Origin of the sequence: Kluyvera ascorbata ATCC 33433 (assembly GCF_000735365.1) — a bacterium.
GTDB classification, from domain to species: Bacteria; Pseudomonadota; Gammaproteobacteria; order Enterobacterales; family Enterobacteriaceae; genus Kluyvera; species Kluyvera ascorbata.
Window position 1 is genome coordinate 1 of record NZ_JMPL01000003.1, and the last position, 15,135, is coordinate 15,135.

Annotated in this window: 16 protein-coding genes; 7 read left to right on the top strand and 9 right to left on the bottom strand. The window is 55.8% G+C overall.

The window, feature by feature from the left end:
- Together GKAS_RS01275 and nasR are read right to left on the bottom strand one after the other, a co-directional pair.
- On the bottom strand, positions 1 to 443 hold a 443-nt coding region (locus GKAS_RS01275; RefSeq protein WP_035891541.1), incomplete at its 3' end, for an ABC transporter substrate-binding protein.
- 200 nt (positions 444 to 643) lie between these two features.
- Entirely contained in the window at positions 644 to 1,861 is a 1,218-nt protein-coding gene (gene nasR / locus GKAS_RS01280; RefSeq protein ID WP_035891543.1) for a nitrate regulatory protein NasR, read from the bottom strand.
- 70 nt (positions 1,862 to 1,931) lie between these two features.
- Here nasR and GKAS_RS01285 point away from each other — a divergent pair, with 70 nt between their 5' ends.
- Together GKAS_RS01285 and GKAS_RS01290 are read left to right on the top strand one after the other, a co-directional pair.
- Positions 1,932 to 2,285 carry a DsrE/DsrF/TusD sulfur relay family protein gene (locus GKAS_RS01285; protein ID WP_035891545.1) on the top strand — a complete coding sequence of 118 codons (354 nt, stop codon included), beginning with the start codon at positions 1,932 to 1,934 and terminating at the stop codon, positions 2,283 to 2,285.
- Positions 2,286 to 2,561: 276 nt separating this feature from the next.
- Positions 2,562 to 2,807, top strand: a complete 246-nt coding sequence (locus GKAS_RS01290) for a DUF1883 domain-containing protein (protein WP_035891741.1) — start codon at positions 2,562 to 2,564, stop codon at positions 2,805 to 2,807.
- A gap of 96 nt (positions 2,808 to 2,903) precedes the next feature.
- Here the strand turns inward: GKAS_RS01290 and GKAS_RS01295 are convergent, their stop codons facing one another.
- Positions 2,904 to 3,566 (bottom strand): gamma-glutamylcyclotransferase, encoded by a 663-nt coding sequence (locus tag GKAS_RS01295; protein ID WP_035891547.1) that lies wholly within the window; start codon positions 3,564 to 3,566, stop codon positions 2,904 to 2,906.
- 364 nt (positions 3,567 to 3,930) lie between these two features.
- Between GKAS_RS01295 and chaA the strand changes: the two genes are divergently transcribed.
- Complete coding sequence (gene chaA, locus GKAS_RS01300; RefSeq protein ID WP_035891548.1) at positions 3,931 to 5,031, top strand: sodium-potassium/proton antiporter ChaA; 1,101 nt, start codon at positions 3,931 to 3,933, stop codon at positions 5,029 to 5,031.
- A gap of 111 nt (positions 5,032 to 5,142) precedes the next feature.
- On the opposite strand, the gene kdsA is transcribed toward chaA, so the two are convergent.
- Genes kdsA through hemA form a run of 6 tightly spaced genes read right to left on the bottom strand, consistent with a single transcriptional unit; the run spans position 5,143 to position 10,477 of the window.
- Positions 5,143 to 5,997: a 3-deoxy-8-phosphooctulonate synthase gene (kdsA, locus tag GKAS_RS01305; RefSeq protein WP_035891549.1), complete on the bottom strand. Its 855-nt coding sequence runs from the start codon at positions 5,995 to 5,997 to the stop codon at positions 5,143 to 5,145.
- Between the two features lie 52 nt (positions 5,998 to 6,049).
- Positions 6,050 to 6,859: an invasion regulator SirB1 gene (gene sirB1 / locus GKAS_RS01310; protein ID WP_035891553.1), complete on the bottom strand. Its 810-nt coding sequence runs from the start codon at positions 6,857 to 6,859 to the stop codon at positions 6,050 to 6,052.
- Between the two features lie 3 nt (positions 6,860 to 6,862).
- Positions 6,863 to 7,255 carry an invasion regulator SirB2 gene (gene sirB2 / locus GKAS_RS01315; RefSeq protein WP_035891555.1) on the bottom strand — a complete coding sequence of 131 codons (393 nt, stop codon included), beginning with the start codon at positions 7,253 to 7,255 and terminating at the stop codon, positions 6,863 to 6,865.
- Entirely contained in the window at positions 7,252 to 8,103 is an 852-nt protein-coding gene (gene prmC / locus GKAS_RS01320) for a peptide chain release factor N(5)-glutamine methyltransferase (protein ID WP_035891558.1), read from the bottom strand. The genes sirB2 and prmC overlap by 4 nt, the downstream gene beginning before the upstream one ends.
- On the bottom strand, positions 8,103 to 9,185 hold the full coding sequence (gene prfA, locus GKAS_RS01325) for a peptide chain release factor 1 (protein ID WP_035891560.1): 1,083 nt from the start codon (positions 9,183 to 9,185) through the stop codon (positions 8,103 to 8,105). Before prfA ends, prmC begins: the two co-directional genes overlap by 1 nt.
- Positions 9,186 to 9,220: 35 nt before the next feature.
- Positions 9,221 to 10,477 (bottom strand): glutamyl-tRNA reductase, encoded by a 1,257-nt coding sequence (gene hemA / locus GKAS_RS01330; RefSeq protein ID WP_035891562.1) that lies wholly within the window; start codon positions 10,475 to 10,477, stop codon positions 9,221 to 9,223.
- Positions 10,478 to 10,674: 197 nt separating this feature from the next.
- Here hemA and lolB point away from each other — a divergent pair, with 197 nt between their 5' ends.
- The 4 genes from lolB (at position 10,675) to dauA (ending at position 15,107) form a co-directional block, all read left to right on the top strand.
- Entirely contained in the window at positions 10,675 to 11,298 is a 624-nt protein-coding gene (lolB, locus tag GKAS_RS01335; protein ID WP_035891565.1) for a lipoprotein insertase outer membrane protein LolB, read from the top strand.
- Positions 11,298 to 12,146, top strand: a complete 849-nt coding sequence (ispE, locus tag GKAS_RS01340) for a 4-(cytidine 5'-diphospho)-2-C-methyl-D-erythritol kinase (RefSeq protein ID WP_167540396.1) — start codon at positions 11,298 to 11,300, stop codon at positions 12,144 to 12,146. Before lolB ends, ispE begins: the two co-directional genes overlap by 1 nt.
- 206 nt (positions 12,147 to 12,352) lie before the next feature.
- Entirely contained in the window at positions 12,353 to 13,300 is a 948-nt protein-coding gene (gene prs, locus GKAS_RS01345) for a ribose-phosphate diphosphokinase (RefSeq protein ID WP_003856663.1), read from the top strand.
- Between the two features lie 124 nt (positions 13,301 to 13,424).
- On the top strand, positions 13,425 to 15,107 hold the full coding sequence (gene dauA / locus GKAS_RS01350) for a C4-dicarboxylic acid transporter DauA (protein WP_115074073.1): 1,683 nt from the start codon (positions 13,425 to 13,427) through the stop codon (positions 15,105 to 15,107).
- Positions 15,108 to 15,135: the final 28 nt, after the last annotated feature.

A 15,135-nucleotide genomic window follows, 5' to 3' on the forward strand; every position in this document is an offset into this window, starting at 1 on the left:
AGCGCGCCGAGGTGGGTGATGCCCTTTTCCTGCAAATCGCTCGACAGCGTGATCCCCTGACCGTTGCGGTTAAGGGTCATCAGGTTAGCCATCGGCTGTGGTTTCGCCGCCACGCCCAGCTCAAGCCCGTACAGCAGGCCGTAAAGCACATGCGCCGCATCAAGTTCGCCGTTGACCAGCTTGTCGCGCACCGCGGCCCAACTCGCTTCTTTGCTCGGTACCAGCGTAATGCCGTACTTTTTGTCGAAGCCTTTCAGTGAGGCAATCGCCAGCGGCGCGCAGTCGGTCAGCGGAATAAAGCCTACCTTAACCGTCTGTAGTTCCGGTTTATCGGAGCCCGCCGCCCAGACCGCCTGACTCAGGCCAGGCAGCAGCATAGCGCCGCCGAGTACCGCGCCCGCCTGTAACAAACGTCGCCGTGATAGTGAAACCGTTTCGTCCATACTCGCTCCCGAATGCAAAAAAAAAGCGCCCGGCAATGCTTACGCATTGCAGGACGCCTTTATCCTCGCGATGTGCAGGCCGCCATTGGCCCGCCACCGACTATTTACTTAACTAATGCAATTCAGATGCCAGCTTTTACAGCGCTAAATCCGCGGAAAAATGTGCACTCAATCGCTATTTTTGCACCGACGCAAAGCATTCATGCCCGTTCATTGTGCAACGGCGATGCCGGTTCGTTCTGCCACAGCGCCTTTACCGCCAGCAGCGCACGGGCAATTTCCACCATGCGCTGATTCTTATCCATCGCCATTTTGCGCAGACAGTGCCAGGCCTGTTCTTCGTTCATATGACGGTGGGTCATCAGCACGCTTTTGGCTTTATCAATCAGCCGACGCTCCTCCAGTGTATCCTTGAGCGAGGCTAACTGACTGGAGAGTTGCTCCAGCTCCCGCGCCTGCTGGCGTACCAGTGGCAGAAGCTGGCGGTCAAGATGCAGCACCATGTTATCGCTGGCCGGATCGTCACCCACCGGGTCCAGCGCCTGTTGCTCTTCATCATCCAGCAGCAGGTCATCCACCGCCGTCATCAGTTCGCTAATCAAGGCTTCTTCAAGCCCGCGCATTTGCTCCAGACGCTGGGTTTGCAACTGGAACCAGCGCAGCGCGCTGGCACCATCGTCCGCCGGGGGCTGGCGAGTGCAGGCAATGCGTCGCAGCTGTTCAATGGCGATGCTCGCCTGACATTCGGTATAAAACAGCATCTTAAGCGGGCTGGTCGCCAGCGATAAAAAACTGTCAAAACAGGGTTGTTGACCGTCGATGCGATCCACCAGCCGCTGGCGCAGTTCGCTGCTAAAGCTGCCCTGCGCAAAACCCTGCGCCCCTAGCGCGCGCTCCTGTCCCACCAACTCTTTACCCTGCATAAAGCTGTACAGCGCCACCAGACGCCCGGCAAGCGTCGGGTCATCAATACTGTCGTTAAGCTGTGGGATGATATTCAGCAAATGGCGGATAGTGCGGTTGAACTGGCTGGATGCGGTTTCGGCAGAGACCTGCTGGCTGGCAACGCTCTCTCTCAACGAAGGCACCTGCTCCAGCGACCAGACCGCGCGGGCGATGCGCTGGCATAAACCGCTGGCAGAGGGTAAGTATTGCGGCTGGAGATGGGCCAGCAGTTGGCGAATCTGTTCATCCACCAGTGCCGCGCTAGCACGACGCTCGGCGGCGTATAATCGCCCCTGCGAACATAACCAGATGTTGGACGCCCCGCGTTCACACTGTAACATGTGCACCACGTGGCTTAACTGGCTGACCAGTTGCCCCTGCTGCGCCAGCTGTTGGAGCTGTGTTTTCTGCACCTGACGCGCGTAACGAAACCACTCGATAGCGCCGGGTGTATCATCTTCACGGTTTATCATGCGCTCTCCCGTTAGAGGATTTGCTTACCATCCTGATGTCTAGCAATAACCGTGCCTTAAAGGAGTTCAGATGCAACGTATTGTCATTATCGCCAACGGGGCTGCCTACGGCAGTGAGTCGCTGTTCAACAGCCTGCGTTTAGCTATTGCCCTGCGCGAGCAGCAGGATGACCTGCAGCTTCAGCTTTTTCTGATGTCTGATGCCGTGACGGCGGGTCTGCGCGGGCAGAAACCCGCCGAGGGCTACAACATTCAGCAGATGCTGGAAATTCTCACCGCTCAGGGTGTTCCCGTGAAATTGTGTAAGACCTGCACCGACGGGCGCGGCATCACCGCCCTGCCGCTGATTGACGGCGTGGAGATTGGTACGCTGGTCGAGCTGGCCCAGTGGACGCTGGCGGCCGACAAAGTGCTGACCTTCTGATTTAGCATCGTCAAAGCCCTAATCAGCGTAGCCCGCTAAAACCATGGCCATTTAAAGGATATTATTTCACCTTTGTGACGTTCCTCACCGATTTGTCACGATAGCTGAATGCATTCAGGGATATTGTCATTTTTGTTGAAGTGTTACGGCATTTTTTGATCAAAATCAGCATCGGTGTGGTCAGGGTTTGGTGTTATGCGATGAGTGATTTGTGAACAACTTCACAGGCAGGATTAACGCGTAGGGAGTGCGTAGACTCATTTGCAGCGGGGTATTTTGGCGATGGTAAAAGCAAGTTTGACGTTATTTGGTGGGGATACAGTCGTGGTGCGTTGTTCTGAGCGTTGCCATATTCATTTGATGAGCACGCAGAAAAACACCAGCAGCGGCGGTTCTGATATTTTAAGCGTGCAAAACGAAGAGAAAGCGTACCTGACCGTGCCTTACAGCGGGACCTGGAATGTGCTGATCGACAGCCACAGCCAGTCTCTTGAACACTCCATCAGCTACGTTGCCGCCTGATATAGAGCATGTAGGCCGGATAAGCGAAGCTTCATCCGGCATTCAGCCCCGAAAGCACGCACTTGCGGGGCTTTTCTTTATGCCACGCCCGGCTGATTAATTCCCACCCACCAGATGCCGCACGTTGTTAATCAACTCATTCAGGCCGTCATCCGGCATCCCCAGTTTTTGTAGCTCCTGCTCCAATGAGAAGAGATACTGCGCATTGGTACCTAATGGGCCGCTGGCGCGGGCAATCAGCGGGGCAATCAGCTGCACGCTGGTATCTGACTCATACAGCGGATGGCGCGGGTCCATGATAAACACCAGCGCGTTGACCGTCCGGCCATCGTCCAGCGCCAGCTTACACCAGGTGGGCAGATAGCAGCCGGTGATCATCTCGCGCTTCCACAGCAGCGACAGCTCGTTTTCAATTTCATCATCCGGCAGACGGTAGGCCACACCTGTGGTGCGACCGCCCTCTTTCAGCGCCAGCATACGACCAGGCTGACAGGCGCTACCTCGCCCCGCCGTCAGACGCAAACAGAAAGCACGATGCCAGCCCACCAGGGTACCGGTGACCGACTCGCTAAAATTCAGCGCCGGGTTCCACATCAGGGAGCCGTAGCCAAAAATCCACACCGGGCCGTTATCAGGCCGACAGGCCAGCGTCGCCGCCAGCGACGCTGCGCGCTGCTCAGCGGACCAAAGCAGAGATTCCTCAATGGCGCCAAACGCCGTTGTACAATCCGCCTTCATTAAGAAATCACGCGTTAACACTTTAAACCTCCACCGCCACTTCTCTTCCCTGCTTCACATGCGTTCTTACGGGAACGGATGGCGACCTCCGGAGCTGTCTTTGATGAAATATTATCCAGCTTTATGGTTCAGGATGCAATTTGTCTCCCATTGCTATCCTCGGTTCAAGCGGGTTTTACCGATAAGTAAAATAGGAAATCCAGCGCATTAATACGCTGTTATTTAAAAAATATTTAGTCAGTACTTTATATTATAGCCATCTATTAGAAAAAAAGGCGTTATGGGTAAACTTTAGTAAAAAATCGCATTCTGAACGCTAAAATTTGTTAATTTACGCTGCTGATTTTTTCTATAATTATAAATACCTGCAGATATGGAGACAAACATGACCCACGCACAAGAGGCGGTGAAAACTCGCCATAAGGAGACGTCGCTTATTTTCCCGCTGGTGGCACTGGCAATTCTGTTCTTCTGGGGAAGCAGTCAGTCATTGCCAGTGGTCATTGCTATCAACGCTATGGCGTTGGTCGGTATTCTCAGCAGCGCCTTTAGCGTCGTTCGTCACGCGGACGTGCTTGCGCACCGTTTGGGTGAGCCGTACGGTTCTCTGATTTTAAGTCTTTCCGTTGTTATCCTCGAAGTGAGCCTGATTTCAGCGCTTATGGCAACCGGCGATGCCGCGCCAACGTTGATGCGCGATACGCTCTATTCCATCATCATGATTGTGACCGGCGGCTTAGTCGGCTTCTCGTTATTGCTCGGCGGACGTAAATTTGCCACGCAATATATGAACCTGTTTGGCATCAAGCAGTATTTAATTGCCCTGTTCCCGCTCGCCATTATTGTACTGGTATTCCCAACCTCGCTGCCGGGCGCCAATTTTACGATTGGTCAGTCGCTGCTGGTGGCCTTAATTTCTGCCGCGATGTACGGCGTGTTTTTACTTATTCAGACCAAAACGCACCAGAGTCTGTTTGTCTACGAGCATGAAGATGACAGCGACGATGATGACCCACACCACGGTAAACCTTCGGCGCACAGCAGCCTGTGGCATGCGGTATGGTTGATTGTGCATCTGGTTGCGGTTATCGCGGTCACGAAAATGAACGCCAATCCGCTGGAGACGCTGCTGACCAGCATGAACGCACCGGTTGCTTTTACCGGCTTCCTGGTCGCACTGCTTATCCTCTCGCCGGAAGGTCTGGGGGCATTGAAGGCGGTACTGAACAATCAGGTACAGCGCGCGATGAACCTGTTCTTTGGCTCGGTGCTGGCGACCATCTCGCTGACCGTGCCGGTGGTGACGCTCATTGCGTTTATGACCGGGAACGAGCTGATGTTTGGCCTGGGCATGCCGGAGATGATTGTGATGGTCGCCTCGCTGGTGCTGTGCCATATTTCGTTCTCGACCGGGCGTACCAACGTGCTGAACGGCGCGGCCCATCTGGCGCTGTTTGCGGCGTATCTGATGACGATTTTTGCCTGAGTGCTGTTTCCCGGCGGCGCTTCGCTTAGCCGGGCTACAGACGATTTGCCATCCAGCAACCGTGACAAAAAAGCCGACCCCAGGGTCGGCTTTTTTATTCATCAGCAAAACTTATTTGCTGGTATCCAGCTCATCGAAGCCTTTTACCAGGTCATCGATAGCTTTCATTTGTTTCAGGAATGGTTCCAGCTTATCCAGCGGCAGCGCGGACGGGCCGTCACAGCGTGCGTTTTCCGGATCCGGATGCGCTTCAATGAACAGACCAGCGATACCCACCGCCATGCCCGCGCGCGCCAGCTCGGTAACCTGAGCACGACGACCGCCGCTTGCTGCACCAAACGGGTCGCGGCACTGCAGGGAGTGGGTAACGTCGAAGATAACCGGGGAGTTGTTGGACGCTTTTTTCATCACGCCAAAGCCCAGCATATCCACAACCAGGTTATCGTAACCGAAGTTAGAACCACGGTCGCACAGAATAACCTTGTCGTTACCGCCTTCGATAAACTTGTCGACGATATTACCCATCTGGCCAGGGCTTACGAACTGCGGTTTCTTCACGTTGATGACTGCGCCGGTTTTCGCCATCGCTTCAACCAGGTCAGTCTGACGCGCAAGAAACGCTGGCAGCTGAATAACGTCAACAACGTCAGCAACCGGCTGCGCCTGGCTTGCTTCGTGAACGTCGGTGATGATTTTCACGCCGAAGGTCTGCTTCAGCTCCTGGAAAATCTTCATCCCTTCTTCCAGGCCAGGACCACGGTAAGAGTGAATGGATGAACGGTTGGCTTTATCAAAAGAGGCTTTAAATACGTAAGGGATGCCCAGTTTCTGAGTCACGGTCACGTAGTGTTCGCAGATACGCATCGCCAGGTCACGAGACTCCAGCACGTTCATACCGCCGAAGAGAACAAACGGCAGGTCGTTTGCTACTTTGATATCACCAATGCTAACCACTTTTTCTTTCATAAGATCGCCTTGTTAGGGAATTTTCCGCGATTATAACCGCGTTTGTCGCTAATTAGTGAAGCGTAATTTGTTTATGCGAGATGGTATTAATCTGCGCGCGGATCATTTCGCTAATCGGGTCTTCCGGACATTGCTCAACGAAATAATTCAAATCATTCAGCGCGATATGTTCACATTCAAGCTGCGCATAGATTAGCCCACGGTCACGAATTTCGTACGGGTCTTCCGGGTTAAACTGCAGCAGCGTCTGGCTGGCGCCCAGCGCAAGCTCCATCTGCCGCTCTTCCATCAACGCCGATTTCAACGTATCCAGCAGCTTGCGAACAACCTCGGCGTTGTCTGCTTCATCAAGGTCTTCATTAAACAGCTCGGCCATCGGGCCAATATTACCTTTCAGCCACACTTCCAGCGTGTGCTCATCAAGCGTGTCGCCGTTAAACGGGTTAATCAGCCACATCTCCGCATCGTCTACATCAGCACGAAGCAGTAATTGCGTTGGGAAGATAACGGGCACCACCGGAATATCAAGGTTGCCGGCGATCCACAGCATTATCGCCCCCAGCGTCACCGCGCTACCGCGACGGTTCTTCAGCACCTGATCCAGCCACAGTGCGTCTGAAAGGCGATATTTGCCCGAGGAATCGCTGAAATTCCACTCATGATAGAAGAGTTCAATCAGACGCTCCATCTGGCGCGGTAACGGCCAGGCTGGGCTGATCTCTTCACGCGCAAGCGCCACCAGACACTCGAGCTGTTCACGCACCACCTGCGATGGGAAATCATCACGAATGAATTCGGAAATCAGGATCATGCCGTCGCATAGCGGCGCTTTATTAAATTCAAAATCAGCCAGTGACTTCATACCCTACCCTAACAGCGGAACTTTAGTGATGGCGAGTTTAACGATGATGCACAACACCACCAACGCCAGCAGAAAGGCAACAAACCGGCTCTGCTGACTGCGCGGTCGACGACGACCCAGCGCAACAAACCCTAAAACGATGTAGATGATAACGCCAAACAGCTTCTCCGTCAGCCACGTCCCTTCTTCGGTGAACGGGAAATAGCGCGTCATCACCATTAGCGCCACACCGCTGAGCAGCAAAAGGCTGTCGACGCCATGCGGCAGTACGCGCACCCAGCGCGCATCAAACAGCGGGCTTTGATGGTGTTTCCACCAAAAGCGCAGTGCGAAAAAGCTCACCGAGACGATAGCTGCCCCAATGTGCAAATAGAGCACCCATAAAAACAGATTCATCCGTGTGCCTCCACGTTACCAGGCCACAGTGCCAGCGTCAGGCGGTCATTGTCGCCGTAGTCGCGGCAGGTTTCAGCCTGAAGATAGCCAGCGGACGTAAACAGCTCACGCACCGCGGCGCCCTGCTTCCAGCCGTGCTCCAGCAGCATAAAGCCACCGGGCTCCAGCCAGCCACGGCCCTGGGTGATGATGTGCGCCAGGTCAGCCAGACCGTTATTCCCCGCCACGAGAGCCGTTTTCGGCTCAAAACGCACATCCCCCTGCGCAAGATGTTCATCCTGCTCGTCGATATACGGCGGATTGCTGACGATCATCGCAAAACGCTGCTCACCCAGCGCGTTGAACCAGTCGCTTTGCAGGATAGTGACGTTATTAATGCGCAGATTATCGGCATTACGCTGCGCCAGCGCGACAGCATCGGCAACATAATCTACGGCGGTAAGCGTACAGTCGGGGCGTTCGCTCGCCAGCGCCAGCGCCACCGCACCGGTGCCGGTGCCAAGGTCAAGAATACGGCACGGCGTCGACGGCAAACGCGCCAACGCCTGTTCAACCAGACATTCAGTATCCGGGCGCGGGATAAGCGTAGCGGGAGAGACAAACAGCGGCAACGACCAGAATTCGCGCGTGCCCACCAGATGAGCCACGGGTTCGCCATTCACGCGACGGGCCAGCAGTTGCGCCAGCGTTTCAGCCTGCGACGCAGTCAGCTCGGTTTCGTCAAACGCCAGAATAGTGGTGCGCGCTTTTCCGGTCACGTGCCCCAGCAAGATCTCCGCATCGCGACGAGGGCTTTCGCCACCCTGTAGCGCCGTCACGGCCTGCTGCAGCCATTGTCGATAAGTCATCATTCCTGCTCGGAAAGCGCCGCCAGCTGGTCGGCCTGGTATTCCTGCACGATAGGCTCAATCAGCATATCCAGCTTACCTTCCATGGTTTCATCCAGACGGTAAAGCGTCAGGTTGATACGGTGGTCGGTCACGCGGCCCTGCGGGAAGTTATAGGTACGGTTACGGTCGCTGCGGTCGCCGCTGCCCAGCAGGTTACGGCGTTCGGAGGCTTCCGCCTGCTGACGACGGGCAATTTCCGCCGCGCGAATACGCGAGCCCAGCACCGACATCGCTTTGGCTTTGTTTTTATGCTGGGAACGTTCATCCTGACATTCCACCACGATGCCGGTCGGCAAGTGGGTAATACGGATAGCGGAGTCGGTGGTGTTAACGTGCTGACCGCCCGCGCCCGAGGAGCGGAAGGTATCGATACGCAGGTCCGCCGGATTGATATCCGGTAATTCCGCTTCCGGTACCTCTGGCAACACGGCCACGGTACAGGCGGAGGTGTGAATACGCCCCTGAGATTCGGTGGCCGGAACGCGCTGCACGCGATGGCCGCCGGACTCAAATTTCAAACGACCGTAAACGCCTTCACCGCTGATTTTGGCGATCACTTCTTTGTAACCACCGTGCTCACCTTCGTTGGCGCTCATGATCTCAACACGCCAGCGGCGCGATTCGGCGTAGCGGCTGTACATGCGGAACAGGTCGCCGGCAAACAGTGCAGCTTCATCACCGCCGGTACCGGCGCGTACTTCAAGGAAGGCATTGCGTTCGTCGTCCGGATCGCGAGGCAGCAGGAGTACCTGAAGCTGTTGCTCCAGTTCTTCTTCTTTGGCTTTGGCTTCCTGCAACTCTTCCTGCGCCATTTCGCGCATTTCCGGGTCGTCGAGCATCATCTGGGCAGTTTCAATATCGTCCTGAACCTGACGCCAGTCGGTATAACAGCGAGCCACGTCGCCCAGCTGTGCGTATTCGCGGGACAGCGCGCGGAAACGGTCCTGATCGGCAATAGTTGCTGCGTCTCCGAGCAGCGCCTGAACTTCTTCATGGCGCTCGTAGAGAGCTTCCAGTTTAGCAACAATAGAAGGCTTCATTGGCGTAAATGCACCTTGTTATAAATAGAGTTGTGCTACTCCAGCCCGAGGCTGTTGCGCAGAATATGCAGGCGTTCGTCATCCCCGTCACGGGCGGCCTGCTGAAGAGATTTGGTTGGCGCGTGGATCAGGCGGTTGGTTAACTTGCGCGCCAGATCCTGCATGATGACCTGCGGATCGCCACCCTGTTCGAGTGCGGCGATCGCTTTAGCGGTGAGTTCTTCACGCGCCGTTTCAGCCTGGGAGCGATAATCACGGATGATCTCACTGGCGCTTTGCGCGCGTAGCCAGGCCATAAACTCACTGGTTTCCTGCTCAACGATGGTTTCAGCCTGTACCGCGGCGGCTTTACGCTGCGCGAGGTTATTCTGAATAATGTTTTGCAGGTCGTCCACGCTGTAGAGATAGGCGTTAGCGAGTTTCCCCACCTCTGGCTCTACATCGCGTGGCACGGCAATATCCACCAGCAGCATCGGCTGGTTGCGACGCGCTTTCAGCGCGCGCTCCACCATCCCTTTACCGATAATTGGCAGCGGACTGGCGGTAGAACTGATAATGATGTCGGCCTCTTTCAGGCGTTCACCGACGTCGCTCAGCGCGATCACTTCGGCTCCGACCTCATCGGCCAGCACCTGCGCGCGTTCGCGGGTACGGTTGGCAATCACCATTTTTTTCACGTGATGTTCGCGCAGATGGCGCGCCACCAGCTCGATGGTTTCACCCGCACCCACCAACAGTACGGTGACCGACGAGAGCGATTCGAAAATCTGTCGCGCCAGGGTGCAGGCCGCAAACGCCACCGACACCGCGCTGGCGCCGATATCCGTTTCCGTGCGCACGCGCTTGGCAACAGAGAAGGATTTCTGGAACATGCGTTCCAGCTCACTGACGTGCAGATGCCCGCGGCTGGAATCAGCAAACGCTTTTTTAACCTGCCCTAAGATTTGCGGCTCACCCAATACCAGCGAGTCCAGCCCGCTGGCAACGCGCATCAAATGGCTGACGGCGTCGTTGTCCTGGTGCCAATAAAGGCTCTGGCGCAGTTCTTCTTCATTCAGGCCGTGGTAATCGCACAGCCAGCGAATAATCGCTTCATGCTGATTATCCTGCTCTTCTACGCTGAGGTAGAGTTCGGTGCGGTTACAGGTCGACAGTACCACGCCTCCTTGCACCATTGGCTGAGCCAGCAGGCTCTCCAGCGCCTGGTCAAGCGTATCTGGCGAAAACGTCACACGTTCTCGCAGCGCTACCGGGGCTGTTTTATGATTGATGCCAAGAGCTAAAAGGGTCATTGTGCGGGAGTAGTACCAGCGTTGATAAGGTTAGTCTGAGCGCATCATACAGGATGCGCGAGATCAATAAAAGGGACGCCCCCCTTTTGGAGTAATAGGCGGGCTTGGTTAATTTTATGATTTAAGACAACTTGAGCGTAGACGCTGCCCGCAGGCAACGCTAGCATTAAGCGTTATCACTGCAACGCATTTCAAGGATTGTCATGTCTGATTTCCGCCTGATTCGTCTGCTGCCGCTGGCAGCCCTGGTCCTTACCGCCTGTACCACCACTGCGCCAACGGGCCCGGGCAAAAGCCCAACCGCCCCTGAGTGGAAGCAGCACCAGCAAGAGGTCCGTCAATTAAGCCAGTATCAGACCCGCGGCGCGTTTGCGTATCTGTCCGACCAGCAAAAGGTTTACGCTCGCTTCTTCTGGCAGCAAACCGGCCAGGACAACTATCGTCTGCTATTGACCAACCCGCTTGGCAGCACTGAGCTTGAGCTGATTGGTAAACCGGGTTCCGCACAGCTGACCGATAACAAAGGCCAGCACTATACCGCCGCCGACGGCGAAGAGATGATTGGTAAGCTCACCGGGATGCCCATTCCGCTCAACAGCCTGCGTCAGTGGATCCTCGGCCTGCCGGGCGACGCTACCGACTATAAGCTCGATGACCAGTATCGCCTGAGCGAGCTTAACTACACCCAGAACGGGAAAACCTGGAAAGTGGTGTACGGCGGCTATGACAGCAAAACCAAACCGGCCCTGCCGTCTAACATGGAACTGACCGAAGGTTCACAGCGCATCAAGCTGAAAATGGATAACTGGATCGTTAAATGATGACCCGTTGGCCCTCTCCGGCAAAACTGAACTTGTTCTTATACATCACCGGGCAGCGTGCGGACGGTTATCACACGTTGCAGACGCTGTTTCAGTTTCTCGACTACGGCGATACGCTGACCATTGTGCCGCGTCAGGATGGTCAGCTGCGGCTGCTCACCCCCGTGGACGGCGTGCCGAACGAAGAGAACCTGATTATTCGCGCCGCGCGCCTGCTGATGAAAACCGCCGCCGATAGCCAACGTTTGCCTGAAGGCAGCGGCGCGGACATCAGCATTGATAAGCGCCTGCCAATGGGCGGCGGCCTTGGCGGCGGTTCATCTAACGCCGCTACTGTGCTGGTTGCGCTTAACCATTTATGGCAGTGCGGGCTCTCGGAAGATGAGCTGGCGACCATTGGCCTGACGCTCGGTGCCGATGTTCCGGTGTTCGTCCGCGGTCATTCGGCCTTCGCTGAAGGGGTTGGTGAGGTGCTAACGCCGGTAGAAGTTGCGGAAAAATGGTATCTGGTGGCCCACCCCGGCGTCAGCATTCCAACTCCGGTTATCTTCCGCGACCCGGAGCTGCCACGAAACACCCCGGTCAGGTCAATAGAAACGTTATTAAATTGTGAATTCGGCAATGATTGCGAGGTTATCGCAAGAAAACGTTTTCGCGAGGTTGATGATGTGCTTTCCTGGCTGTTAGAATACGCGCCGTCGCGCCTGACTGGAACAGGAGCCTGTGTCTTTGCTGAATTCGACACAGAACTCGCTGCCCGCCAGGTGCTTGAGCAAGCCCCGGAATGGTTGCAAGGCTTTGTGGCGAAAGGCGTAAACCTTTCACCATTGAAGCAAGCCCTGCTCTGATTCATTCGTTTTTCGTCAGTCATGCTGACGAAAAAAGAATAGTGATGAGTAACCAAGCCGGGCAAACTGAGCTCTGGTGACAACGTCACCCTGTTCCAGACGTTGCATCGCGCTCTTTAATACACCGCCTGGATGAAACCGCGCCTGGCCCGCACAGTTTTTGGCTCGTTTCATCCACCACTGGACGCATGCCTGAGGTTCTTCTCGTGCCTGATATGAAGCTTTTTGCTGGTAACGCCACCCCGGAACTAGCACAACGTATTGCCAACCGCCTGTACACTTCTCTCGGCGACGCCGCTGTAGGTCGCTTTAGCGACGGCGAAGTCAGCGTACAAATTAACGAAAACGTACGCGGTGGTGATATTTTCATCATCCAGTCCACTTGTGCCCCGACTAACGACAACCTGATGGAATTAGTCGTTATGGTAGATGCCCTGCGCCGTGCTTCCGCAGGCCGTATCACCGCCGTTATCCCTTACTTCGGTTATGCTCGCCAGGACCGTCGCGTTCGCTCTGCTCGTGTACCTATCACCGCTAAAGTTGTTGCTGACTTCCTGTCAAGCGTTGGCGTTGACCGCGTACTGACCGTAGACCTGCACGCTGAACAGATCCAGGGCTTCTTCGATGTTCCGGTTGATAACGTATTTGGTAGCCCAATCCTGCTCGAAGATATGCTGCAGCTGAACCTGGATAACCCAATCGTGGTTTCTCCAGACATCGGCGGCGTAGTCCGCGCTCGTGCTATTGCTAAACTGCTCAACGATACCGACATGGCGATCATCGACAAACGTCGTCCTCGCGCGAACGTTTCCCAGGTTATGCACATCATCGGTGACGTTGCCGGTCGTGACTGCGTACTGGTTGATGACATGATCGATACCGGTGGCACGCTGTGCAAAGCCGCTGAAGCGCTGAAAGAACGTGGTGCTAAACGCGTATTCGCTTACGCAACCCACCCGATCTTCTCCGGCAATGCGGTGAACAACCTGCGTAACTCCGTTATCGATGAAGTGGTCGTCTGCGATACCATCCCATTAAGTGATGAGATCAAAGCGCTGCCAAACGTTCGTACCCTGACTCTGTCCGGGATGCTGGCCGAAGCGATTCGTCGTATCAGCAACGAAGAATCCATCTCTGCCATGTTCGAACATTAATCGAATCTGGTTAAAAAACCCGCTGCGGCGGGTTTTTTTGTTTATGTATTTAATTTGTATGATTTATGCCAACTTCAACTATCATTCATATGGTAGATGATGCGCTCATGGATGAAACACGACTGTGAATAAATTACTCTCCCCTCACGTTATGCCTTTCCGCGCGCTGATTGATGCCTGCTGGAAAGAGAAATACACCTCCGCACGATTTATGCGCGATCTGATTGCCGGTATCACCGTCGGGATTATCGCCATTCCGCTGGCGATGGCGCTGGCGATCGGCAGCGGCGTGGCACCGCAGTACGGCCTGTACACCTCTGCCGTCGCGGGGATTGTTATCGCCCTGACCGGCGGCTCGCGCTTTAGCGTCTCCGGGCCGACCGCGGCCTTCGTGGTTATTCTCTACCCCGTTTCGCAGCAGTTTGGCCTGGCGGGCCTGCTGGTCGCGACCCTGATGTCCGGTATATTCCTGATCCTCTTTGGCCTGGCCCGCTTTGGCCGCCTGATTGAGTATATTCCGCTGTCGGTGACGCTGGGCTTCACCTCGGGGATTGGTATCACCATCGGGACCATGCAGATTAAGGACTTCCTCGGCCTGCAGATGACGCACGTTCCGGAACACTATTTACAGAAGGTGGGCGCGCTGGTGATGGCGCTGCCGACCATCAACGTCGGCGATGCGGCTATTGGCATCGTCACCCTCGGCACGCTGATCCTCTGGCCGCGCCTCGGCCTGCGTTTGCCGGGCCACCTACCTGCGCTGATTGCGGGCTGCGTGGTGATGCTGATTGTGAACCTGCTCGGTGGTCACGTCGCCACCATCGGCTCCCAGTTCCACTACATCCTGGCTGACGGCTCTCAGGGCAACGGTATCCCGCAGCTGCTACCGCAGTTTGTGCTGCCATGGGACATGCCGGGGTCAACCTTCACCTTAAGCTGGGCTTCTATTCACGCCCTGTTGCCAGCGGCGTTTTCCATGGCGATGCTGGGGGCGATTGAATCTCTGCTGTGCGCGGTGGTGCTCGACGGTATGACCGGCACTAAACATAAAGCGAACAGCGAGCTGGTCGGCCAAGGTCTCGGTAACATCGTCGCGCCGTTCTTTGGCGGCATTACCGCCACCGCGGCAATTGCCCGTTCGGCGGCAAACGTTCGTGCCGGTGCTACCTCACCGGTTTCGGCGGTGATCCACGCGATTCTGGTGATTATGGCATTGCTGATTCTGGCCCCGGTGCTTTCCTGGCTGCCGCTTTCTGCCATGGCGGCCCTGCTGCTGATGGTGGCATGGAACATGAGCGAGGCGCACAAGGTGGTGTACCTGCTGCGCAAAGCGCCGAAAGACGACATCATCGTGATGCTTATCTGCATGTCGCTGACCGTGCTGTTTGATATGGTTATCGCCATCAGCGTCGGTATCGTGCTGGCTTCGCTGTTGTTTATGCGCCGTATTGCGCGCATGACTCGTCTTTCCGCCGTGAACGTGACCGTGCCGGACGATGTGCTGGTGCTGCGCGTGATTGGCCCGCTGTTCTTTGCCGCCGCCGAAGGTCTGTTCAGCGATCTTGAAACACGTATTGAGGGCAAACGTATCGTGGTGCTGAAGTGGGATGCCGTACCGGTGCTGGACGCCGGTGGTCTGGATGCCTTCCAGCGTTTCGTGAAAAAACTGCCTGAAGGCTGCGAGCTGCGCGTCTCCAACCTGGAGTTCCAGCCGCTGCGCACCATGGCTCGCGCGGGTATTCAGCCAATCCCAGGACGCCTGACCTTCTTCCCAAACAAAGATGCCGCATTAGCAGACATCCTCTAACCGTAGCCCGGTCAAGCGAAACGCCGCC